Origin of the sequence: Micromonospora sp. MH33 (assembly GCF_003013775.1) — a bacterium.
Lineage (GTDB): Bacteria > Actinomycetota > Actinomycetes > Mycobacteriales > Micromonosporaceae > Micromonospora > Micromonospora fulviviridis.
In genome coordinates this window covers 1-23,309 of record NZ_MUYZ01000079.1, presented here as the reverse complement: position 1 = coordinate 23,309, position 23,309 = coordinate 1, and the positions used below count along the sequence as shown (strand labels likewise).

Annotated in this window: 10 protein-coding genes and 3 pseudogenes; 11 read left to right on the top strand and 2 right to left on the bottom strand. The window is 73.9% G+C overall.

The window, feature by feature from the left end; genetic code table 11:
- The 10 genes and pseudogenes from B0E53_RS37565 to B0E53_RS14910 form a co-directional block, all read left to right on the top strand.
- Nucleotides 1–282 (top strand): annotated as a pseudogene (locus B0E53_RS37565) (FUSC family protein); the annotation flags it as partial.
- 65 nt (nt 283–347) lie between these two features.
- The gene (smpB, locus tag B0E53_RS14950; RefSeq protein WP_107076623.1) at nt 348–830 is read left to right on the top strand and encodes an SsrA-binding protein SmpB; all 483 of its coding nucleotides are present in this window, start codon (nt 348–350) and stop codon (nt 828–830) included.
- Nucleotides 831–917: 87 nt separating this feature from the next.
- On the top strand, nt 918–1,493 hold the full coding sequence (locus B0E53_RS14945) for a helix-turn-helix domain-containing protein (protein WP_107076622.1): 576 nt from the start codon (nt 918–920) through the stop codon (nt 1,491–1,493).
- The gene (locus B0E53_RS14940) at nt 1,490–2,767 is read left to right on the top strand and encodes an MFS transporter (protein ID WP_107076621.1); all 1,278 of its coding nucleotides are present in this window, start codon (nt 1,490–1,492) and stop codon (nt 2,765–2,767) included. Before B0E53_RS14945 ends, B0E53_RS14940 begins: the two co-directional genes overlap by 4 nt.
- A gap of 346 nt (nt 2,768–3,113) precedes the next feature.
- Nucleotides 3,114–3,923, top strand: a complete 810-nt coding sequence (locus B0E53_RS14935) for a ricin-type beta-trefoil lectin domain protein (protein ID WP_348639662.1) — start codon at nt 3,114–3,116, stop codon at nt 3,921–3,923.
- A gap of 98 nt (nt 3,924–4,021) precedes the next feature.
- A pseudogene (locus tag B0E53_RS14930) lies at nt 4,022–4,138 on the top strand (DUF397 domain-containing protein); the annotation flags it as partial.
- A gap of 46 nt (nt 4,139–4,184) precedes the next feature.
- Nucleotides 4,185–4,643 carry a GNAT family N-acetyltransferase gene (locus B0E53_RS14925; protein ID WP_107076619.1) on the top strand — a complete coding sequence of 153 codons (459 nt, stop codon included), beginning with the start codon at nt 4,185–4,187 and terminating at the stop codon, nt 4,641–4,643.
- 5 nt (nt 4,644–4,648) lie between these two features.
- Nucleotides 4,649–4,723 (top strand): annotated as a pseudogene (locus B0E53_RS14920) (DUF664 domain-containing protein); the annotation flags it as partial.
- 42 nt (nt 4,724–4,765) lie between these two features.
- Nucleotides 4,766–5,194, top strand: coding sequence for a GNAT family N-acetyltransferase (locus tag B0E53_RS14915; RefSeq protein ID WP_107076618.1), 429 nt, complete (start codon nt 4,766–4,768; stop codon nt 5,192–5,194).
- 16 nt (nt 5,195–5,210) lie between these two features.
- Nucleotides 5,211–6,065 (top strand): PhzF family phenazine biosynthesis isomerase, encoded by an 855-nt coding sequence (locus B0E53_RS14910; protein WP_107076617.1) that lies wholly within the window; start codon nt 5,211–5,213, stop codon nt 6,063–6,065.
- A gap of 51 nt (nt 6,066–6,116) precedes the next feature.
- On the opposite strand, the gene B0E53_RS14905 is transcribed toward B0E53_RS14910, so the two are convergent.
- On the bottom strand, nt 6,117–15,797 hold the full coding sequence (locus B0E53_RS14905; protein ID WP_107076616.1) for an RTX toxin: 9,681 nt from the start codon (nt 15,795–15,797) through the stop codon (nt 6,117–6,119).
- Between the two features lie 219 nt (nt 15,798–16,016).
- Between B0E53_RS14905 and B0E53_RS14900 the strand changes: the two genes are divergently transcribed.
- Nucleotides 16,017–17,999 carry a M14 family metallopeptidase gene (locus B0E53_RS14900; protein ID WP_246835405.1) on the top strand — a complete coding sequence of 661 codons (1,983 nt, stop codon included), beginning with the start codon at nt 16,017–16,019 and terminating at the stop codon, nt 17,997–17,999.
- A gap of 52 nt (nt 18,000–18,051) precedes the next feature.
- Here B0E53_RS14900 and B0E53_RS14895 read toward each other — a convergent pair.
- Nucleotides 18,052–23,309 (bottom strand): pentapeptide repeat-containing protein (locus tag B0E53_RS14895; protein ID WP_107076615.1); only part of this gene is annotated, 5,258 nt, incomplete at its 5' end.

The window sequence follows — 23,309 nt, the reverse complement described above, 5'->3', positions numbered from 1 at the left end:
CGGCCCGGGGCGCTGGCCCCGTGGCCCGACCCGGCCGCCGCGCTGGCCGCGCGGGCCATCCGGCTGCGGGAGGGCTACGCCGACCTGGGCCGCCAGGTGTCCCGGGGCCGGGTCGACCGGTCGCCCCCGCCAGCGGACCGGACCGGGGACATCGCCCGGCAGGTGCACGGGCTGGTGCGCGACGGCGAGGACCGGCCGGGCGTGCTGTCCCTGGTGCAGGTCGACGGCTGGCTCGCCGACCTCGACGGGCACCTCCGCCGCGTGGCCGCCACACCACCGTGACCCCGGGCGCGGCCGCCACCAGCGGGTATCCTGCTCGGCGTCGGACCAGCGCGGGGAGGCGGGGCGTGACCAGGGAGACCGGGCGCAAGCTCGTCGCCTCCAACAAGAAGGCGCGGCACGACTACACGATCCTGAAGACGTACGAGGCCGGGATCGTGCTGGCCGGCACCGAGGTGAAGTCGCTGCGCGAGGGGCGGGTGTCGCTGGTCGACGCGTTCGCCCAGGAGCGCGACGGCGAGATCATGCTGTACGGCCTGCACATCGCCGAGTACGGCTTCGGCACCTGGACCAACCACCAGCCCCGGCGCACCCGGAAGCTGCTGCTGAACCGGGTCGAGATCGCCCGGATCCTGGAGAAGTTGCGCGACGGTGGGGTCACCCTGGTGCCGCTGTCGATGTACTTCTCCAACGGCTGGGCCAAGGTCGAGCTGGGCCTCGCCCGGGGCCGCAGGTCGTACGACAAGCGCCAGGCCCTCGCCGAGCGGGACGCCAACCGGGAGATCGCCCGCGAGCTGGGCAGCCGCCTCAAGGGCCGCCGCCCGGCCTGACCCAACCCCGTGGACGTGCCGGTCCCGCGTCCGCGCATCAATACAAGAGTTCTTGTACATCATGTGTTGTGGGCCTAGGGTGACGGCATGGCGGACGAGCCGAGCACGCTGCACCTGACCGACCCGAGGGCCATGCGGGCGCTGGCCCACCCGACCCGGATCCGGCTCCTCGGCGAGCTGCGCATCCGCGGCCCGCAGACCGTGGGCATGCTCAGCGACGTCACCGGCGAGGCGGTCGGCTCGGTCAGCTACCACCTGGGCAAGCTGGCCGAGCACGGGTTCGTCCGGGAGGCCCCCGAGCTGGCCCGCAACCGCCGGGAGCGGTGGTGGCGGGCCGCGCACGCGCGCACCGACTGGGAGCCGGTGGAACTGCTCGACGACCCGGAGCGCCGGCTCGCCTCCGACCTGCTGCGCCGGGCCGTCCTCCAGCGCTACGTGGCCCGGTTCGAGGCCTACCTCGACGCCGAGGCGACCCTCGACCCGGCGTGGGTCCGTGGCACCACGAGCAGTGACAGCTTCCTGCACCTGACCCCCGACGAACTGGTGGAGCTGCGCCGTGAGCTGTCCGAACTGGGCGCCCGCTGGCAGGCACGCAGCAACCCCGACCGGCCGGACGCGCGGACCGTCACACTGATCTGGCAGGCGTACCGGGGGCCGCAGTGAGCCGCCGGTGGGGGCCGCTGGCCGGGCTGCTGACCGCGCACACGGTCTCCCTCACCGGCAACATGCTCACCCTGATCGCGCTGCCGCTCTACGTACTGGCCGAGACGGGCTCGCCCGCGGCAACCGGGCTGGCCGGCGCGTTCGCCACCGCCCCGGTGGTGCTGGGCGGGGCCTTCGGCGGCGTGCTGGTCGACCGGATCGGCTACCGCCGGGCCAGTGTGCTGGCCGACCTGGTCTCCGGCGTGACGGTCGCCGCCGTGCCGCTGCTGCACGCCACGGTGGGGCTGCCGTTCCCGGCGCTGCTCGGCCTGGTCTTCGTGAGCGGCCTGCTCGACACTCCGGGCCAGACGGCCCGGATCGCGCTGCTGCCCGAGGCGGCTACCGCGGCCGGGGTGCCGATCGAGCGGGCGATCGGCTGGTTCGAGGCCACCGAGCGCGGGTCCCGCCTGATCGGCGCGCCGGTGGCCGGTCTGCTGGTCAGCGCGCTGGGCGCACTGCCGGTGCTGGCCGTGGACGCGGTGACGTTCGCCGTCTCGGCGCTGGCGGTGGCGGTCCTCGTGCCGGCGAGCCTGCGGCCGGCCGCCGACCCGGGCGGCCAGTCGGCCGGCTACTGGCGCGATCTGGCGGCCGGGCTGCGCTTCCTGGCCCGCGAGCCGCTGCTGCGCGCCATGGTGCTGCTGGTGCTGGTCACCAACCTGTTCGACGCGACCAAGAGCAACGTGCTGATGCCGGTCGTCGCCGCGCGTGACCTCGGCGGTGCGGCGGCGTTCGGCCTGCTGGTCGGCGCCATGGGCGGCGGCGCCCTGGTCGGCTCGCTGCTGTTCAGCGCCGTCGGGCACCGGCTGCCCCGCCGCGCCACCTTCGTCACCGCCTTCGCCGTCGCCGGCGCCCCGCCCTTCTGGGCCCTCGCCGCCGCCCCGCCGCTACCGGTGATCGCGGCGGTCTGCGTGGTGTCCGGTCTCGCCGCGGGCGCGATCAACCCGCTCATCGGCGCGGTGAAGCTGGAGCGGGTGCCGGCGACCATGCGGGCCCGGGTGTACGGGGTGATCGGCGCGGGCGCCTGGGCGGCCATGCCGGTGGGCGCGGTCGGCGCCGGGCTCGCCGCCGACCGGTTCGGCACCACCGCGACGCTGGTCACCGTCGGCGCCGGCTACCTGCTGGTGGTGCTCACCCCGCTGCTCGGCGGCCCGTGGCGGGACCTGCGCCGGCCGGCGCCATCCGAGCGGCCGCAGCCGGACCGGTCACCCACGCCGGCCGCCACCGGGGCGGGGTGACCGGCAGTCTCATCTCGCGCCTCCCCCTGGGGCCGGTCGCCCGGTGCCCCCGGCCCGGGCGGCCCGCGTCCCGGTTCCGGATCCTCCCGGACCGCATCGCATTACGTCAATATTTCCGGCCGGTTCCGGAACCGCGTGCGGCAACTCGGGAAGCGCTCTCTTGACAGGTCCGCACTTCGTTCATAGCTTCATCGAAGTCTATCTTTATGGTTTGTTTACCGTTCGGGCGGCCCGTCCCCCGCCCGGACGGGGACGGCCGCAACCGCAGGGAGGCATCCGTGCGTAGCATCCGCACCATCGCCGCCGTGGCCCTGGCAAGCGTGAGCCTGACGGTCGCGCTCACCGCCTGCTCGGCAACGACATCGCCACCAACCCGTGGCCCAACAGCGGCGAGATCGACATCATGGAGAACGTCGGCAACCAGCCGTCCACCGTGTACCGCACGCTGCACGGCCCCGGCTACTCCGGCGGCAACGGCCTGGGCGGCTCCACCTCGCTCCCGAACGGTCAGGCCCTCGCCGACGCCTTCCACACCTACACCGTCGACTGGGCGCCCGACTCCATCACCTGGTACCTCGACGGGGTGGCGTACTCCCGGAAGACCCCGGCCGACGCGGGCAGCAACCGGTGGGTCTTCGACCACCCGTTCTTCATGATCATGAACGTCGCGGTCGGCGGGAACTGGCCCGGCTCACCGGACGGCAGCACGGTCTTCCCGCAGACCATGACGATCGACTACGTCCGGGTCCAGGCCTGGGACAACGGCGGCGGCTCCACCACCGGCGGTCCGATCACCGGGTACGGCAACAAGTGCGTGGACGTCGCCTCCGCCAGCACCGCCAACGGCACCCCCGTCCAGCTCTGGACCTGCAACGGTAGCGCCGCCCAGCGGTGGACCTGGAACGCCGACGGCTCGGTGCGCGCGCTCGGCAAGTGCATGGACGTGGCCGGCGGGTCGACCGCCAACGGCGCCAAGGTGCAGCTCTACGACTGCAACGGCACCGGCGCCCAGCGGTGGACCTTCACGGCCGCCGGCGACATCGTGAACCCGCAGTCCAACAGGTGCCTGGACGCCACCGGCGTCAGCTCCGCCGACGGCACCCGCCTCCAGATCTGGGACTGCACCGGCGGCGCGAACCAGAAGTGGCACCGCTGATCGCGAGCGCCTTTTCGAGGAGTGACACCGGGGCGGACGGTCCGGACCGTCCGCCCCGGCATCGCCGGCGACCGCCGTCGGAGATCAGGGCTCGCCCCGACACCCTGCCGGGCGTCGTAGGCATGCCCGACTCGACGGACCCGACGGGCCCGCTGCTCACCTTCGATCCGCCGGCGTCGCGGGCGTTCGTCGCTCATCTCGCCCAGCGGTCGTGACCGCTGCCACGGAAGCGGGAGGAGCCTGGCAAGTAGTCTGACGATCATGGCGGACTGGGAGATTCGGCCGGCTTCGGCGGCGGACGTCGAGGCGGTGGCCGAGTTGCGGGCCGTGGTGCTGCGGGCGGATCTGGAGCGGCTCGGGCGGTACGACGAGCAGCGGGTGCGGCAACGACTGCGGAACGCGTTCGTCCCGGCGCACACCTGGGTGGTCGAGGTGGGCGACGCGTTCGCCGGCTGCGTGTCGCTGCGGCCGGCCGGGGACGCCCGCTGGCTGGAGCACTTCTACCTGGCCCCGCACCTGCAGGGCAGCGGCATCGGTACGGCCGTACTGCGCGGGCTGCTGGAGCAGTGTGACCGCGACGGCACCCTGGTCCGGCTGAACGTGCTGCAGGGCAGTCCGGCACGGCGGCTGTACGAACGGCACGGATTCACCCTTGAGACCGAGGATCCGGTGGACGTGTTCATGGTGCGCGAGCCGGCCTTGCCCGTGCGCGACAAATGACGCCGATCGAGGAGTACGCCCGCCACAACGGGCACGCCGACCTGCTCCGCGAACGCATCGACGGGACTGTCGGCATATAGCACCGCCATGGTCAGGCAGGCTCGGCACGTGACCACACCGCGCTGGCCGACCCGCGGCTGCACACCTTCATCGGCGGCTCCCCGGCCGACCCGCCGGCCGTGCGCGCCCGCTACGAACGGCTCGTCGCCGGTTCCCCTGACCCGACCGTCTCCTGGTGCAACTGGGTTATCCAACTCCGGGACGACGCCTGCCTGGTGGGCACGGTCCAGGCGACCATCAGCGGCCCGGCCGACGAGCGCACGGCCGAGATCGCCTGGGTGGTGGGGACGCCCTGGCAGGGGCGGGGCATCGCCAGCGAAGCGGCGCGGGGGCTGGTGGCCTGGCTCGGGCGGCAGGAGATGCGCGCCGTCATCGCCCACATTCACCCGGAACACCGGGCGTCCGCCGCCGTCGCCACCGCCGCCGGCCTGGCGCCCACGAGCATCCGGCACGAGGGCGAGATCCGCTGGGTGCGGGCCGCCGGCAGCTGACCCGTAGCCTGGCGCCATGACGGAAGTCCTGCGGTACGCCGCCTTCACCACCGACCCGGCGGCGGGCAACCCCGCCGGGGTGGTCCTCGACGCGGGTGAGCTCACCGACCCGGAGATGCAGGCCATCGCCGCCGACGTCGGGTACTCCGAGACGGCGTTCCTCACCGCCACCGGCCCCGGCGAGTACGACGTCCGGTACTTCAGCCCGCAGGCCGAGGTGCCGTTCTGCGGCCACGCGACCATCGCCTCCGCGGTGGCCGTCGCCGAACGCGACGACACGGGCGACCTGGTCTTCCGGACTCCGGCCGGGGTGGTCCCGGTGGCGACCGCCCGGGACGCCGGCGGACGGCCCACCGCGACCCTGACCAGCGTGGCGCCCTCCGACGCGCCGGTGGCGCCGGAGGACCTCGCCGAGGCGCTCGCCGCCCTGGGCTGGGCACCGACGGACCTCGATCCGTCGTTGCCGCCCCGCGTCGCGTACGCCGGCGCCCACCACCTGGTCCTGGGCGCGGCGACCCGGGAGCGGTTGGCCGCCCTCGACTACGACTTCGACCGGCTGCGCGACCTGATGCTGCGGCGGGACTGGACCACCGTGGCGCTGGTGTGGCGCGCCTCCGGCACCGAGTTCGACGTCCGCAACCCCTTCCCGGTCGGTGGCGTCGTCGAGGACCCGGCGACCGGGGCGGCCGCCGCCGCGCTCGGCGGCTACCTGCGTACCCACGGGTTGGTCGAGCCCCCGGCCACCCTGCGCCTGTGTCAGGGCGCGGAGCTGGGCCGGCCGGGCCTGCTGGTGGTCGACGTGCCGGCCGGTACGGGCGGGATACGGGTGACCGGCAACGCCGTGGTCATGCCCGGCCCCGGGCGGGGCTGAACACGCCGGGGCCCGGCTCCCCCTCGGAGAGCCGGGCCCCGGACGCGTCGCTCAGTCGGTGCAGGACGGTGTGTCGAAGTGCCCCGGGGTGCTCGGGAACGCCGCCCCGGCCCCCTGGTCCTTGTTGTCCCGCGGGTACACGTAGGACAGCTCCAGGAAGGCGGAGGTGCCCGCCGTGGTCACGTCGCCGGCGCTGCGTCCGGCGCCGGTGGCCCAGGCAAGCCGGGTCAGGAAATCCTGCATGGCCGGGCTGTGCTGGCGGATGTCGTTGAACCCGCCGTACGCCGAGTTGCAGTGGGTGAACAGGTTGTACGCGCCGTTCCAGTCGAACAGCCGGTCACCGTTGTTCGGCCCGTTCTGCGTCACGTCGCCCTGGAGCACGTCCCGGTCCCAGCCGCCATAGATCCAGTCGGTGCCGTGGTGGTGCTGGTTGTCGGCGAGGACGTCGTTGTCCAGGTTGGTCGCCTCGAACCAGCGGCACGGGTCGACCGTGCCGGCCGCCAGGTCCACTGGCCAGGCCCCCGCCGCGCAGTTGTCCGGGTAGGAGCCGCGCGGCCGGAAGTCCAGCAGGTCGGACCCGAGCACCGCGGTGACCGCCGGGCCGCTGGTCGCCCCGGCCCCGCCGAACAGGTGGTCGACGTACTGGTCCTGGTCGCCCCGGGCGGCGGCGCTGAACACGCCGTTCACCAGGCACTGCGGGTTGGCCGCGTCGAGCACCGGGTCGCAGCCCTTGCCGCCCCAGAGCACGTCCGAGCCCTCGCCGCCGAACACCTCGTCGCCGCCGCTGTCACCGTTGGCCACGTCGTCGCCGAAGCCGCCGTGAATGTTGTCCGCGCCGGCCCCGCCCCGGATGAGGTCGGCCGCCCCGGCGGTCAGCCCGGCGTACGGCATGGGCGCCGAGGTGGCGCTGCCGATCCAGGCGTCCCCGTCGGTGTCGTGCAGCAGGTCCACCCGGCGGTCGTAGCCGCCGGCCCGGAACCCGGTGTACGACTCCTGCGGGACCGAGGAGAGCGTCAGGGTGAAGCCCAGCGCCGCCACGTCGTCGGCGTTGAGGAACTGGTTCACCACGCCACCGCGGTCGCCGAGGATGGCGTCCCGGCCGTCCTCGCCGTAGAGGCTGTCCGCGCCCAGCTCACCGAAGAGGTCGTCGTCGCCGGCGCCGCCGCGGATCAGGTCGTCGCCGTCCTGACCCCACGCCCCGTCGTTGCCGGCGTCCCCGAAGAGCTGGTCGTTGCCGTAGGCGCCGGCCGGCTCGCAGGTCGCCTGGGCGGTGGTGCAGAACCGGGTGGACGGCCCGGGCAGCGCCGGGTCGTGGGTCCGGGCCACCGTGGCGTCGGCCGGCACGGCGCCGGTCGGGTACCGCTCGGTGTAGACCCGCTCGGCCGCCTTGCCGCCGACCGTGGTCACCGTGCGCAGCAGCGAGCCGTTGTCGCCGAGGAGCACGTCGTCGGCGCCGTTGCCCTCGATCACGTCCCCGGTGTCCCGGAACCCGGCCGCCGCGCTGCCGCCGATCAGGTCGTCCTGCCCGGCCGGCGCGCCGGCGCCGACCAGGTCCGCCGGGGCCGCCGGGTCACCCGGCCAGCCCGGGTCGGGCAGCGGGGAGACCGTGGTCCGGCCCGCCGCGCCGAGGGCGGTGTCGCCGCGCAGCGCGTCCGCGCCGCCGTTGCCCTCCAGGTAGTCGCCGTTGCCGTCGCCGGTCAGCGCGTCGTCGCCGTCCTGACCCCAGAGGGTGTCGACGCCGTCGCCGCCGCTGATCCGGTCCGCGCCGAACCGGTTGGCGGTGGCCGCCGCCCGGTCCAGCAGCACCACGATCCGCGGGCCGAACGGGTTGCCGTCCGCCCCGAGCCGGACCGTCACCGCGGTGGGCTGCTCACCGGCCAGCGGGCGCAGCACGGCGCCGTTGTCACCGATGACCGCGTCGGAGCCGGGTCCGCCGAACAGGGCGTCCGCGGTGTCCGGCTGGCCCGTCGTGGCCGCCCCGGTCCCGTCGTACGTGGTGCTGGAGCCGCCGACCAGGTCGTCGTCACCGGCGTCGCCCTCGACCCAGTCGGAGCCGGGGCCACCCTCGGCGAAGTCCGCGCCCGCGTCGGCGTGCACCCGGTCCGGTCCGCCCTGGCCGAAGATCACGTCGTCGGCGTCGCCACCGGAGATCAGGTCACCGCCGCTGGTGCCGGCCGCCGGGCTGAACCCGAGGTCGAGCAGGGTGACCTTGCGCGACGGCACGGTCCGGGCCTGGGTGACCCGGGTCGCGTCGGCCGTGGCCGGCACGAACCGGGCGTTGTCCCCGGCGATCAGGTCGGCGTCGCCGTCACCGAAGAGCTGGTCGCCGGTGTCCGGGCGGCCGGTGCCGGCGACGGGCTCCTGGGCGGAGCCGCCGACGATCTCGTCCTTCCCGGTGCCGCCGTGCACCAGGTCGGCGCCGTTGTTGCCCTCCAGCTGGTCGTCCCCGCCGTCGCCGTCGACCCGGTCGTCGCCGAGGCCGCCGTACGCGATGTCGCCGTCGGGGCCACCGGAGAGCACGTCCCCGGCGCCGGCGGCCGGCACGTCCCCGGCCAGGTCCAGCGGGTACGGCCCGACGTCACCGATGCGCGGGGTGCCGTTGTCCCCGACGATCCGGTCCACGCCCTCCTCGCCGTAGACGAAGTCCCGGCCGTCGGCCACGCCGGCCACCCGTCCGCCGCCGTAGAGCACGTCGTCGTCCGGGCCGCCGAGGACCTGGTCGCCGCCCTCGTTGCCCTCGGCGGTGTCCACGCCGGCGCCGCCGTACAGGCCGTCGTCGCCGGTGTTGCCGAAGAGCAGGTCGATCCCGTCGTCGCCGTGCAGCTGGTCGACGCCCGGACCGCCCCAGGCCCGGTCGTCGCCGCCGCCCAGGTGCAGGGTGTCGTCGCCGAGCTGGCCGCAGGCCCGGTCGTCGCCGCCGCCGAGGTCGGCCCGGTCGTTCCCGCTGCCGGCGGTGACCACCTCGACCCCGGCGCCGCCGAGGATGAGGTCGGCCGCGCCCTGGTCGGTGGGGGCCGGTTGGTCGCCGGCGAGGGTGGCGTCGGCGCAGGTCTCGGCGGTCAGTCGCTTGTCGCCGAAGACCGTGGCCCCGCCGTCGCCGCCGACCACGTGGTCGCTGCCCAGGCCGCCGACGAGCAGCTTGGTCTGCGACTGGGTGCCGGCCGGCAGCGGCTGGTGGACGACCTGGCGGGCCGGACCGTAGCCGTCGGTGCCGTCCGGGTCGCCGACGCTGGACGGCTCGGCGATCACGTAGTCCTCGTCCGGGCCGCCGAACAGCTCGTCGGTGCCGTAGCCGCCGACCAGCACGTCGTCGCCGCCGTAGCCGTACAGGTGGCCGGTCTGCCCGTTGGCCGAGTGGGACACGACCAGGTCGGCGCCGGCACTGCCGTGCACGGTGTCCTGGCCGGAGCCGGTGTCGACCTTGTTGGTCAGCCCGGCGTCGCCGCTGCCGGCCGCGTCCGGGTCGGCCGGGACGCCGCTGCCGGCGGTGTGGATGGTGTCGTCGCCCTTGCCGCCGTTGAGGATGTCCTCGCCCGGACCGCCGACCAGCAGGTTCTTCCCGTTCGGCCGGTCGTCGAGGACCACGCCGAGCACGTCGTCGCCGCCGTTGCCGTAGACGGTGCTGGCGCCGTGCCCGACGGTGACGTGGTCGGCCGCGCCGGTGGTCTCCTCGGTCGGGTCCGCCAGCTTGGTCCAGTCGACCAGGCCGGTCAGGCTCTTGTCCCCGACCGAGGTGTGCACGGTGGTCGCGCCGGGCCGGTCCACGGCGCCGAGGCCGCTGTCGCCGGCCACCACGTCGTTGCCGTCCCCCGTGGTGACGGTGTCCTGCCCGGCGCCGCCGGCGACCCGGCTCACCTGGCCGGCCGCCTCCGCGGTGACGATGACGTCCTCCCCGCCGCGCCCGTCCACGTACGCCGGACCGGTGCCGGTGCGGATCTGGTCCCTGCCGTCGGAGCCGAGAACCACGGCCGTCTTGTCGAACGCCGAGGTCTTCGTACCGTCGCCGCTGGTGTCGCCGTCGCCGAGCAGCAGCACCGACAGGGAGACCTTGTCGGCGTCGGCGACCTGGTAGCCCCGCCCGTCGACGACCACCCGGGTCAGGTTCGGGTCGAGGAACTCCTGCTTGCGCCCGAGCGCCTCGACCGCGAAGCCGTCGAAGTCGTCGGTGGCGCCCTCGGTGCCCGCGTCGGCGTAGTGCAGCGCGTACACCTTCACCACGTCACCGGCGTAGGTGCCGGCGCTGTTGTCCCACGCCTTGTCCCCGCGCTGCTCCTTCGTGCCGAACCTGCCGGCGAAGACGACCAGGGTGTCGTCGACCGTGCCGCCCAGCTCGGGTGGCTTCGGTTTGCAGTCGGGTTGCGCGCGGAAGTCCAGCAGGGTCGCGTCGACCAGGGTGAAGTCGAAGGTCTTGGAGAACAGGAACAGGTCGATGGTGATGTAGACCTTGAGGAACACCGACAGCTGTCCGCTGGTGGTGAAGAGGCAGACCGGGTTCACCAGCAGCGCCTGGAGGAACTCGCTGGTGCGGAACTTCCCGTCGTTGTTCGGGTCGTTCCAGCTGAACCCGACGGTGAGCCGGATGCCGCCCTGGATGCCCGCCTTGACGATGAGCACGCTGACCTCGGCCCCCGCGGCGATCTCGCCGCGCAGGGTGACCACCGGGACGGGCTTGCCGCTGCTGTCGGTGGTCTTGAAGTAGAGGCCGTCGAGGAGGCTGACCGCGTCGAGGTCGGTGCCCTCGGTGGCGGCCTCCACGGCGTGCCGGATGCCGGCGGTGTCCAGGCCGGCGATGAACCGGGCGGTCACCGAGGCGCTGCCGGAGAGGGTGACCAGCACCGGCGGCGGGGCGTACACCGGGCCGAAGGACTGCCGCCAGCTGAACCCGAGCGACAGCGGGCCGGAGTCGAAGCTGACCAGCTCGACGTCCTGCCCCATGAGCAGCCCGAACAGCGAGCCCGGGTTGTCGAAGACCGGGAAGCTGAAGCCGGTCTTCTGGGCGTTGGTCTTCCCGTGCTCGTCGGGGGTGAACAGCTTCCCCGCGTCGCCGCCGGCCGCGCCGTCCACGGCCGTCTTGACGTCCGACGCCTTGGCCGGCTGGTAGCCGGTGCTCCGGTCGATCAGGCTCTCGGCCGAGGCCGGCGACACCTCCGTGGTCAGCGCCCTGGCCGAGTCGACCTGGAAGGCGCCGAGCGGAATCGAGCAGTTGGTGGCGCAGGTGGTGGGTATCCGGTTCACGAAGGTGATCACCGAGCGTACGGTGTCGACGAAGTCGAGCTTCGGCCCGCCGGCCAGGGTGCTGAACGTCTTGGCCAGCCAGACCAGGGTGATGTCCGGTCCGCCGGTGGCCTTCGACAGGTCGGACAGCACCGGGATCGGCGCGTACAGGGTGTCGATGACCGGCTGGAGCGGGCCGGTGACCGCCTTGATCTTCTCCACCACCGGCTTGAGGATCTTGGTGAAGAAGGCTCCGGCGTCCAGCGCGATGTCGGTGAAGGTGACCTGGAGCGGCGTGGTGACGCTGCCGCCGGTCGCGCTGAGCCCGCCCTGCTGGTGCTTCAGGCCCCACTTGAGCGCGAAGCGGGCGCTGACGCCGGGCAGCGCGGACACGTCGCCGCCGGTGTCCACGGCGGCGGCCAGCCGCCAGTCGATGTTCACGTCGGCGGTGAGGTCGGTCGCGATGAGCGAGCCCAGGTCGGCGAACTCGGCGAGCGTGAGCTTGGCGTCCGCGTCGGCGGCGCAGTCCGCGGCCACCGCCGGGTCGAAGCAGCTCTTCTCCCCCGCCGAGCCCTTCAGGTCCACCCCGAAGTACGCCCGCACCAGCGGCGCGGGGCCCTGCTTCGTGGCCTTCACCTGGATGAAGGCGAGTTGGGCGGCCAGGTCGCCGGTCATGTCGAAGGTGGCGCCGATCTGCACCTCGGGCGTGGTGTCACCGTCGTGGGTGGGGACGTAGAAGCCCTCGTCCCGGTCGAGGACCAGGTCCAGGTGCAGCTTCCAGCCCAGCTTGGCCTGGATGCCGTCGGCGGCGCCCTTCTTCGCCTTCAGCGACAGGCCGGGGATGCCCAGGTCGAGCGGGACGTTGACACCGAGGCACTTGTCGCTGTCGCCGGCGTCCTTGCAGCCGTCCGCGGCCGAGGGCGCGCCGCGCGAGGTGGTCAGCTTGATCCGGATGGACTGGAAGTCCTCCGGCTGGCAGGGGGTGGCCACCCCGCTGCGGCAGCCGACCACCGCGCTGACGCCGGGGTCCAGGTCCTTGAGCACGTCGTTGAGGGCCGTCTGCATGCCGGCGCTGTCCAGCGTGGCGTTCGCCAGCACCGGGCCGATCGCGGCCTTGACGTCCGCGCGCAGTTGGGCGACGAACTTCTGGCCCTGCTGCAGGTCGTCGCCGACCAGCGGCAGCTTGCCGTCGAAGCTGGCCAGCCGGAGAGCCTCCTCCACCTTGGCCAGGTAGCCGTCGATGCCCACGTTGAAGTCGGTGAGCTTCATGGTCAGGTTGGCGAAGCAGGAGTCCAGGTTCGGCGGCGTCGCCGTCGGCTTCAGGTCCAGGCCCATGGTGAAGGTGAGCACGTTGGTGGCGTCGGCCGGCTCGCAGTTGTTGACGAACAACGGCGCTCGGGCGCAGATCGCCACGTTCGCGCCGCCGGTCCCGCCACCGCAGTCGACACCGGCGGTGCTGATCTGCGGGGTCACCCCGAGCAGACCGCTGATCGGCCCGTCCTCGGTGAGGCCGCCGAGGCCGACGCTGAGGTTGGCCTTGACCGTGGCCGGGTCGGTGTCCTTCTTACCCAGGTCGAGGGCGAGCGGGCCGACCCGGGCGGCGATGGCGCCGTTGGTGATCCCGCCGGAGACCGTGACGCTGGCCGAGGAGGTGTGGTCCAGCAGCGGTGCGGCGTCCAGTTCCAGCGGCAGCAGCAGCCCCAGCTTCGCGTTGGCGTCCACGTCGAGGTTGAAGGTGCCGGAGCTGTCCAGGCTGATGAGGTCCCTGTTGTCGTCCCAGCCGAAGGCCAGCGGACCGCCCGTGTGGAAGTTGCGCTTCCAGTCCAGCCCGATCCGCAGGTACGGGCCACCCTCCCGCTGGTCGACGGTGAAGCTGACGCCGCTGCCCGTACCGATCGCGTTGTTCAGCACGTCGAGGGCGTCCTGGAGGTTGTCCGGGGGCGCGGCGAGCAGCTTGTCCAGCGCGTCGGCCAGCTCCGGCCGCAGCGCGTAGGCGGTTCCGTCACCCGGCTTCGGGGTGCCCGCCGCGTCGATCCGCAGCGTCTGCCCGTCCACCCGGTCCAGCACCCGGTACGCCTTGCTGCCGATCACCACGGTCCGCCCGGCGAGCCGCGGGTCGAATCCGGCGTCCCCGGTACGGGTCCCGTCCTTGAGCAGGAAGTTGGCGCCGTCGGCGGTGAACGTGACGTCCTTGCCGACGCCGCTCTCGTCGGCGCCGAGCAACTGCCGCGCGGAGCGGCCCAGCAGCGGGATCCTGCTGTTCAGCGGTCCGCTGCCGTCGTCGGGCTGGGACAGCGCCGCGTTGACCAACCGCAGCGCCTCGACGACGACGGCGAAGAGCGCCTTCGGGTCGTCCGGGTTGAAGTCGACCGAGAAGAGCCCGCTCAGCCCGGAGGTGTTCACCACGGGCTGCTGGCCGGCGGTCCAGCTCACGTCGACGCCGATGCCCTGGCCGAGGGCGCCCGTGTCGCCGGGGACGCTGACCTTGACGCGGCCGGTGGTCTTCACCGAAGAGGACACGGACAGGAGGTTGAGGGGGTCGGACTTCAGCCGGGTGAAGAGCGAGCCGAGGCTGATGTCCTTCGCCTCCTTGAAGTTCACCTGGAGCATCCGCTGGCCGGCGGTGGCCGGGCCCACGGTGAGGTCGCCACCGAGCTTGACCTTGAGGAAGCCGGCGGTGGCGTAGAAGTCGACCCCGGTGGTGATCGGGAAGTCGGCGGTGAACAGCGGCGTCGCCGGGTCGGTCCGCAGCAGCACCCGGTCGGCGTTCTTCTCCGGGCTGCCCAGGTCGTCACGCAGGTCCAGGACGAGGGTGAGGGCGGCGCTGTAGCGCGGCTTCACCCTGGCGAAGCTGGCCTGGGCGTTGGCGGCCCGCAGGCCGACCTTCTTGCCGCCCTCGACCGGGTCGGTGAACGCGCCGGCCAGCTCCACCGCACCGATGTTCGGACTGGAGCCGCTGATCACCCAGACGCTGTCCGTGCCGGGCTGGCCGCCGATCCAGTTCCCGGTCAGGGTGACCGAGTTGGCGGTGTTCGCCGAAACGGTGCCGGCCGAGGTGCCGGCCACCACCCGCTGGCCGACAAGCTCGCCGGCGGTGAACCGGTCGCCGGTGACACTGAAGCCGTTGGCGGTGTACGTGGCGCCGCGACCGGAGAGCGAGGCGGCGCCCGGGTCGAGCGGCACCTCCACGGTGGACTGCCGCTCCAGCCGTACCCGGAAGACGAGCTTGTCGCCGGCGAAGGAGAGGTTGTCCACCGGCAGGCCCTCGGCGGCGAGCAGCGCCACCAACTCCTGGATGGAGGAGAACTTCGGCTGCCCGGCCTTGGCCGGGTCGTCGGTGGCCGGGTTGAACTGCGAGTCGTCCGGCTTCGGGTGGAGATACTTCTTGAGGAAGTCGGTGAGCTTCTCGTTGACCTTGACGGCGTCCGCGAAGGTACCGCGCAGGAAGGGCAGGCTCAGGTTCCCGGCCGGGCCGCTCTGCTGCACGCCGCTGAGCAGCGTGGCCAGTTGGGCCAGTCCGGACGCCAGGTCCAGCGGGCTCATGTTGCGGAACTTGGCGATCGTCTCGTCCAGGCCGGTGGTGGTGACCGTCGGCGTGCCGACCGAGATGTCGTTCCAGTCCACGGTCAGCGTGGCGGCGACGGCCGGCAGGTCGAAGGGGGCACCGGCCGCGGCCGCCCCCAGTTTCACCACGCCGTGCACCGAGCCGGGGCCGGCCTCGGTCTCGGTGTCGGAGATCCGGCCGCCGCCGGAGTTGTCGAGGGCCACCTGCAGCAGGCCGCTGAGGGAGCCGGTCGCGCCGAGTTCGCCGGTGCCCGCGCCGGAGGCGGTGTCGAAGGCGAGCTTCCCGTCGCCGTTCGGGTCGTTGACGGTGGCCTTGACGTGGGTGCGGGCGGTGAGGGAGCTGCCGGCGGTCACCGTGACCCCGAGGATGCCGACCGAGGCGGTGGCCTTGTCCAGGTCGGCGCGGAGCCGGGCCGCCGCGTCGATGTCGATGCGCGGGGTGTCCCCGTCGCGGACCAGGTAGGTCTCCCCCGCCGAGGTGTGCCGCGCGCGCAGGTGCAACGTCGCCCAGCCGGTGACGGAGACCGCCTTGGCGAGCGTCACCCCGCCGACCGCGAGGTCCCGGTCGGCCACCTCCCGCTTCGTGGTCAGCAGCACGTCCAGCAGGTGGTCGCCGCCGCTGGTGGTGACCGAGCTGGTGAGCCGGGTCCCGCCGCCGAGGTCCACGTCGTTCCTGGTCAGGTCGCCGGCCAGGGCGTCGGACGCGGTGCGGGTGAGTTTGTCGGCGTCCACCAGGGCGCCCGGGCTGACCCCGAGCAGCGGCAGCGGCTGGCCGATCAACCCGACCCGGGAGATCCCGCCCTCCGCCCAGGTGGCGGTGCGCGACATCAGGGCCTTGAGGGCGGTCTCCCACGCCTCGTCCGCGTGCGCGGGCGCCGCTGTCCACACCAGAGCCATCGCGGCGGTCAGCACCGTCGCGACGGCCGCGGCGAGCAGCCGTCGTAGAGCCACCATGAGCCACCTCGTTCGTCCGACGGCCGTCCGCGACGGCGCTGGTCCGGCCAGCACATCGATCGCGGAAGATGCTCACAACGACTGTGTCGGTTTCGTGACAGAGCGTTGAACCGAACGGTCGAGCGCACGCCGCCACCCGGCCCAACAAACTGTCCTCGCGGGTCCACGTGCCGCCCGCCTACCGTGCTCATCCCCCCACCAACCCAGTCGGGAGGCGCCGTGCCGTTCCGGACCACCGCCCTACGCACCGCCCTGATGGCCGGCGTCGCCCTGCTCGCGGCCGCCACCGCGACCACCGCGCCGGCCGCCGGCGCCCCCGCCGGCCCGGAACCGGTCCCCGGCGCCGCCGCGGCCGACGCCGGCCGGGCCGCGCCGTACCGGGTCACCCACCTGAAGGCCAAGACCGACGTCGACGCGGTCGCCCGGACCGGCGCCGCGATCGAGTACGTCGAGCACGGCGACCTGATCGTGCGGGCCACCCCGGCCGAGGTACGCGCGATCCACCGCCTCGGCCTGCGGACGATCCCGCTGTCCACGGACCCGTCGGGGCCCGGCACGATGGCGTTCCCGTCCTCGGACGCGGCCTACCACGACTACGCCGAGACGGTCGCCGCGGTGGACGCCGTCGTCGCGGCCCACCCGACGATCGCCAGCCGGCGCGTCATCGGGAAGTCGTACGAAGGCCGGGACATCGTGGCCCTGAAGATCTCCGACAACGTCGCCGCCGACGAGGGCGAGCCGGAGATCCTGTTCACCGCCAACCAGCACGCCCGCGAGCACCTGACCGTGGAGCAGGCGCTCTACATCGCCGACCTGCTCACCGGCCAGTACGGGTCCGACCCGCGGATCAGCCGGCTGGTCGACGGCCGGGTGTTCTGGATCGTGCCGATGGTCAACCCCGACGGCGCCGAGTACGACCACGCCACCGGCACCTACCAGTCCTGGCGCAAGAACCGGCAGCCCAACACCGGCACCACCGAGGTCGGCACCGACCTGAACCGCAACTGGGGCTACAAGTGGGGCTGCTGCGGCGGCTCGTCGAAGTCGCCCGCCTCGGAAACCTACCGGGGCAAGGCGGCGTTCTCCGCGCCGGAAACCGCCGCGGTCCGGGACTTCGTGCTCAGCCGGCGCGACCCGAACGGCGGCAAGCAGCGGATCAAAGCCGCGATCGACTTCCACTCGTACGGCCAGCTGGTGCTCTGGCCGTTCGGCTACACCAAGGCCACCACGGTGACCAACATGAGCGCCGACGAGTACGCCACCTACGAGACGCTCGGCCGGCAGCTCGCGGCGACCAACGGGTACACGGCGGAGCAGGCCAGCTCCCTGTACGTCACCGACGGCTCGATCGACGACTGGCTCTGGGGCCAGGAGCGGATCTTCACATACACCTTCGAGCTGTACCCGGACGACTGGACCGTGGGCTTCTACCCGCCCGCCTCGGACATCCCGAAGGCGACCGGCGCGAACCGCGAGGCCGTGCTGACCTTCTCCGAGTACGCGGACTGCCCGTACCGGGCGATCGGCAAGGACGCCACCTACTGCCCGGCGGCGAACCAGTTCGGCATGACCCTCGCGCCGACCAGCGGGACGGCGACGGCGGGCGGCTCGGTGAGCACCACGGTCACCACGACGACCAGCTCCGGCAGCCCGCAGCAGATCGACCTGAGCGCGAGCGGGCTGCCGGCCGGCGCCACGGCCGTCTTCTTCCCGCCCTCGATCACCTCCGGCCAGACCTCCACCATGGTGATCTCGGTGCCGGCGGGTACCCCGCCGGCCAGCTACGGGGTGTCCGTCACCGGTACCGGCACCAGCACCACCCGGACCGCCGCCTTCGGGCTGGACGTCGACGGACGGGCCGGCTGCGTCGGCGCCAACGACACGGACCTGCCGATCCCCGACCTCACCGAGGTCCGCAGCCCGATCACCATCAACACCTGCGCGGGCAACGCCACCGGTGCGGCCGCGGTGGAGGTGCACATCGTCCACCCGTACGTCGGTGACCTGGTGCTGACCCTGGTGGCGCCGGACGGCACCGAGTACGTGCTGCGGGACCGGACCGGCAGCGGCGCGGACAACATCGACCAGACGTTCCCGGTCGACCTGTCCGGTGCGGTCGCCAACGGCACCTGGCAGCTCAAGGTGTACGACGCGGCGGTCACCGACACCGGAACCCTGGACCGGTGGAAGCTGTCCCTGTGACCGTCACCGCTCCCGCCCCCGGCCGTTGACGGCCGGTGGCGGGAGCGGCGGGTCAGAAGGGCGCGTCGACGGCGAGCCGCCGCACCTGGGTCAGGTACGGGTCCAGCTCACCCACCTCGAACCGGCAGGTGCCGATGACGTGCCAGAACTGGCCGCCCGGGTCACCGTCCAGCTTGTACCGGCCGTCCGGGCTCACCGCCGCCCAGCCGTCGGGCAGGCCGATCAGGGTGGTCCGCAGCTGGGCGTGCTCCGGGTCGGCGACGTCCCACAGCCGCACGGTGCCGTCGTCACCGGCGCTGGCCAGGAGGCTGCTGTCGGGACTGAACGCCACCGACCAGACCCGCCGGGTGTGTGCGGCCAGGGTGCCGTGCAGCCGGCCGGTGCCCGGGTCCCAGAGCCGGATGACGAGGTCGTCGCCGGCCGTGGCGAGCAGGTTGCCGTTGGGGCTGAACGCACACGACCAGAGCCGGCCCGTGTGCTCGGTGAGCACCGTGCGCCGCTCGCCGGTGAGCGCGTCCCAGACCACGGCCACGCCGTCGTTGCTGGCGCTGGCGAGCAGCGTCCCGTCGGTGTTGAAGGACACCGCGTACACCCGGTCGGTGTGGTGTTCGAGGGTGAGCCGGCAGGTCGCGGTGGCCGCGTCCCAGAGCCGGACGAGCTGGTCGTCGCAGCCGGTGGCGATGGTCTCGCCGTCCGGGCTGAACGACATGGCGCGCACCCGGCCCCGGTGCGGGGTGAGCGTGGCGAAGTGCCGGCCGGTACGCCGGTACCACAGCCGCACGGTGTCGTCGTCGTTCGCGGTGGCGAGGGCGTCGCCGTCTGGGCTGAACGCGGTCGCCCAGACGTGGTCGGTGTCCACGTTGAGCTCCCGCTCGTCGACGCCGGTGTCGGTGTTCCACAGGTGCACGCCACCGTCGCCGCTCGGCGAGGCGACCAGCGACTCGCCCGGGCAGAAGACCGCCGACAGCAGCCGGTCGGCCGGGCTGGCGAGCTGCCGGACCAGCCGGCCCGTGCGCGGCTCCCAGAGCCGCACCACACCGTCGTTGCCGCACGCCGCGAGGACCTCGCCGTCGTCCCGGAAGGACAGCGCCGTGACCCGCCGGCCGTGCCCGCGCAGGGTGTGCTGGAGCTGGCCGGTGCGCACGTCCCACAGCCGGGTGGTGCCGTCGTTGCTGCTGGTCGCCACCTGGGCCTGGTCGGGCCGCCACACCACCGGCCACACCGAGCCGCGGTGCCGGGTCAGCTCGTGCCGCAGCTGGCCGTCGGCGCTGTCCCAGAGCTGGATCGCGCCGTCGCTGGCGGCCGTGGCGAGCAGGCTGCCGTCGCCGTTGAACCGGACGCTGTAGATGGCGCCGCGCTGCCGGCCGAGCACCCGGACCGGGCGGCCGGTCTCCACCTCCCAGAGCCGCAGCGCGCCGTGGGTGTCGCCGGTCGCCATGAGCGTGCCGTCGGGGTGGATGTCGAGGGCGTACACGTCGGCCTCGTGGCCGCGCGGCTGGCGCAGCAGCTCGCCGTCGGTGGCCCGGCGGATCCAGACCCGGCCGTGCTGGCCGACCGCGGCCAGCAGGCGGCCGTCCGGGCTGTGCACCACCCGGTAGACCACCTCCGGCTCGCGCACCTCGAAGGCGAGCCGGCCGGAGGGGATGTCCCAGCCCCGGACCACGCCGGCGCTGTCCACCACCACGACCCGCCGGCCGTCCGGGCTGAACGAGGTGCCCCAGATCGGCGCGGCGTGGCCGGGCCACTCGTGGCGCAGCCGCACGGTCCGGGTGTCGTAGAGCCGGACCACACCGGCCGCGTCGCCCACCACCAGCCGGCCCCGCTCGCCGTCGGTGAGCAGCGGCCACACCCAGCCGGCGAAGACGTCCTCGATGACGTGCCGCACGTCGCCGTGGTCGGCGTCCCAGAGCCGTACGGTGAGGTCCGCCGCCCCGGTCACCAGCTGGTGCGAGGCGGCGTCGAAGCGCACCGCGTAGACCCGGCCCCGGTGACCCTGCAGGGTGCGCACCGGCAGCCCCGCCGCGGTGTCGCAGATGAGCACACCACCGTCGTCGCTGCCCACCGCGAGCACCGCCCCGTCCGGGCTGTACGCCACCGGCACCGGCAGCCGGCCCACCTCGAAGCCGTACGCCACGCCCACCGCGGGCGGGGCCAGGCCCGGCGCGACCGGACGGCCCGGGGCGACCACGGCGCCGCGCAGCTCCGGCGCGCGCAGCAGCGCCGCGTCGGCGCTCACGTCGATCAGGGCGGTCCGGTGCCACCTGCTGCCGGTGATCCGGGCGCCGCGCAGGTCGGCGCGGAACAACCGGGCGCCGGCCAGCTCCGCGTCACGCAGGTCCGCCCCGGCGAGGCGGGCCTGGTCCAGGCGGGCGCCGCGCAGCCGGGCGTGCTCCAGCCGCGCCTCGGTGAGGTTGGTGGCGACCAGGCGGGTGTCGGTCAGGTCGGCGCCGGTCAGGTCCGCCCCGGCCAGTTCCCGGTGCGACAGGTCCTCGCCACGCAGCACCGCGCCGCGCAGGTCGGCCCGGTCGGGCAGCCGTAGCCGGGCGCTGAGCCGCAGCGCGTTGGCCCGGACCGTCTCCCCGGCCGCCTCGTCACCCAGCACCCGGGCGGTCCAGGCGGTGCACCGGGCCGGGTCGGCGAGGTCGCCGAGGAACTCCACGGTCAGCGCGGACAGCGGGCGCACCGCCAGCGCGGTCGGCTCCTCGCCCCGGTTGAGCTGCGCGGCGATCCCCTCGGCGACCAACCACTCCATCACCGAGGTGTGGATGAACCCGAACAGCCCGTCGTCGGTGCGGACCAGCAGGCTGCCGGCGCCCACCGCGTGGATCGCCTGCGGCGCGGACAGCCGGGAGTCGGCCAGCCCGGCGAGCTGGCCGGCGGCCTCGGCCAGCTCGGCCAGTCGCAGGTAGGACTCGCCGCTCTCCCAGAGCTGGAAGGCCAGCCGGCTCACCGCGTGCCACAGCTCGGGCCGGCGCAGGCTCACCGGCGCGCCCGGGATCCCCTGGGTACGCCGCTCCTCGAAGTCCAGCCAGGACTCCAGGATCTCCCGGTAGAGCGCCGCCGCGCTGAACGTGCCACCCGCCCCGGCCACCGCGGCCAGCCGCCCCTCGTCGAGGTTGGCGATGAAGCCGAGCATCCGCGGGTTGCGGGAGAGGCCGAGCAGGTCCTTCACCCCGGCCAGCAGGTCGAGCCGCTCGCGGGCGGCCCGCTCGTCCCCGCCGTAGCGGTTGCGCAGGAAGGTCTCGATCTGGCCGGGGGTGAAGTCCTCGATCGCCAGCACGCGGCGGTGCGGCAGCAGGCCCACCCGCTCGCCCAGGGCGGTCAGCACCTGCGAGTTGGTCTTGAAGTGCTGGGTCCGGCTGCTCACCACGATCTTCGCGTGGCCCTCGGCGGCCTGGAGCAGGGTCTCCAGGTGGTCGGCGGCCCGGTCGTAGGTCACCCGGGCGACCAGCTCGTCGAAACCGTCGAAAAGCAGCACGATCCGCCCCTGGCGGAGCATGTAGCGGAACGCCTTGAGGTCGATCACCTGCTCGCCGTGGTTGGCCAGGTGCGCGGCGACGAGGCCGTCGACCGAGTGCGCCTTGTCCAGCGCGCGCAGCTCCACCAGGATCGGGATGAGGTCCGGGGCGGCGGTGGGCAGCCGGCGGGCCACCTCGCGCAGCGCGAACGTCTTGCCCCGGCCGAAGTCGCCGAGCACCAGCACGAACCGGCCGTCCGGCGCGGAGATCAGCTCCAGCAGCTCGTCCACCACGTCCTCGCGGACCCGCTGGTCGGCGCCGACCAGGTGCCGGTAGCGCTGCGGCACGTACTGGCCGGGCGGGTAGAGCCGGTCGGCCTGCAGCCGGGCGGTCTGCGCGGCGACGTACTCGCGCAGGTCGAGCAGGCCCTGGAACTCGGTCAGGTGCAACAGCCGCACGCCGCGCCGCTGCGCCGCCTCGGCCAGCCCGCGCGGCACCCGGTCGCCGTCGTAGACCAGCTCGGAGGGGATGTCCGGGTCGGTGGCGTGCACCCGCCGGGCGAAGTGGTCGACCTCGGCCGGGGTGGGGGTGCCCACGTACGCCCCGACCCGCTGCTGCCGGACCACCCCGTCCGCCCGGTAGGTGACGTAGAGGTGCGGCGGGTCGGCCTCGACCCGGCGGAGCAGCACCCGGTCGTGGCGCGCCTCGCAGACCTCGGCGAGCCGGTCCAGCAGGCGCTCCAGCGGGGCGGGCGGCGCGGCGGCCGGCGGGTCGGTGGCGGCGCCCTGGGTGGGCCCCTCGACCACGGTGGGCCGCCGGGGGTCGGGCACCTGGGCCGGGCCGGCCGCGCCGAACGTCGCCTCGGCGTGCGGCCAGCTCAGGCTGGTCGGCTCGCCCACCTCGTGCCGGTCGTCGCGGCCGAGCACCCAGCGGGTCATCCCGTCGGCGTCGAGCCGGAGCACCTGGGCACGGCCGTCGCGGGAGGCGGTGGCCAGCGGCACCACCGGGTCGACCCGGGCGCCGGGCGCGGCGTCGGCGAGCAGCAGGTTGAGCATCGGGCCAACCAGCCGGTTGAACGACCCGCGATCGCGCAGCGCCGCCCGGTCGGGCACGGCCACCTCGTCGGCGTACGGGGTGCGCGGGCCGGGCGCGTGCGCCATCGCGCCCAGCCGCAGCCACCCGGACTGCTGGTAGTGACGCAGCCGCTGGGCGAACCAGGTGGACTGCGCCTCGCCGAGGAAGCCGTACCGGTCCTCCTCGCGGTGGGTGATCGCGACGGTGGAGTTCAGCCCGGCCACCACCACCCGCAGGTCCGGCACCGGGAAGAGGGTCCACGGCTGCTCGCTGTCGAAGATCCGGTCCTCGAGGCCCTGGTAGAGCTCGTCGAAGAGGCGCGCGTAGTGCCGCCACTTCGGCCAGTACGGCGGCTGCGGGTCGACGTCGTCGGCCTCGCAGGTGGCGAAGTAGGCCCGGCTCGCGGCCATGGTGACGTCACGCGGGCCGGGCACCACGACCAGCCGGTGCGGCTCCAGGCCGAGCAGCACCCGCAGCCCGGTGAGGAAGCTCAGCGCGTCCGAGAACTCCCGGGGGCTGCCCGACTCGGTGAGGTTGCCGGCCACCACCAGCAGGTCGGGCCGGGGCACCCCGTCGTTCATCAGCAGGGTGAGGTCGCCCATCAGGTGTTCCTGGAGTTCGCCCGGGGTGACCGGGGCGCCCGGCTCGATCACGCCGCGGCCGAAGCGCGGCCCGGCCACCTGGAGCACGGTCAGGGCGCCGCGCGCCGTCGGCCCGGCCGCGGCGGCCGGCGGGAACGGTGGCGGGTTGATCGGGGTACGCCGGGCGCGGCGCGGCG

Bases quoted from the DNA above. Each gene is read 5' to 3' on its own strand.
- B0E53_RS14905 (WP_107076616.1), bottom strand. From the start codon at position 15,797: ATGGTGGCTCTACGACGGCTGCTCGCCGCGGCCGTCGCGACGGTGCTG.
- B0E53_RS14945 (WP_107076622.1), top strand. From the start codon at position 918: ATGGCGGACGAGCCGAGCACGCTGCACCTGACCGACCCGAGGGCCATG.
- B0E53_RS14925 (WP_107076619.1), top strand. From the start codon at position 4,185: ATGGCGGACTGGGAGATTCGGCCGGCTTCGGCGGCGGACGTCGAGGCG.
- B0E53_RS14910 (WP_107076617.1), top strand. From the start codon at position 5,211: ATGACGGAAGTCCTGCGGTACGCCGCCTTCACCACCGACCCGGCGGCG.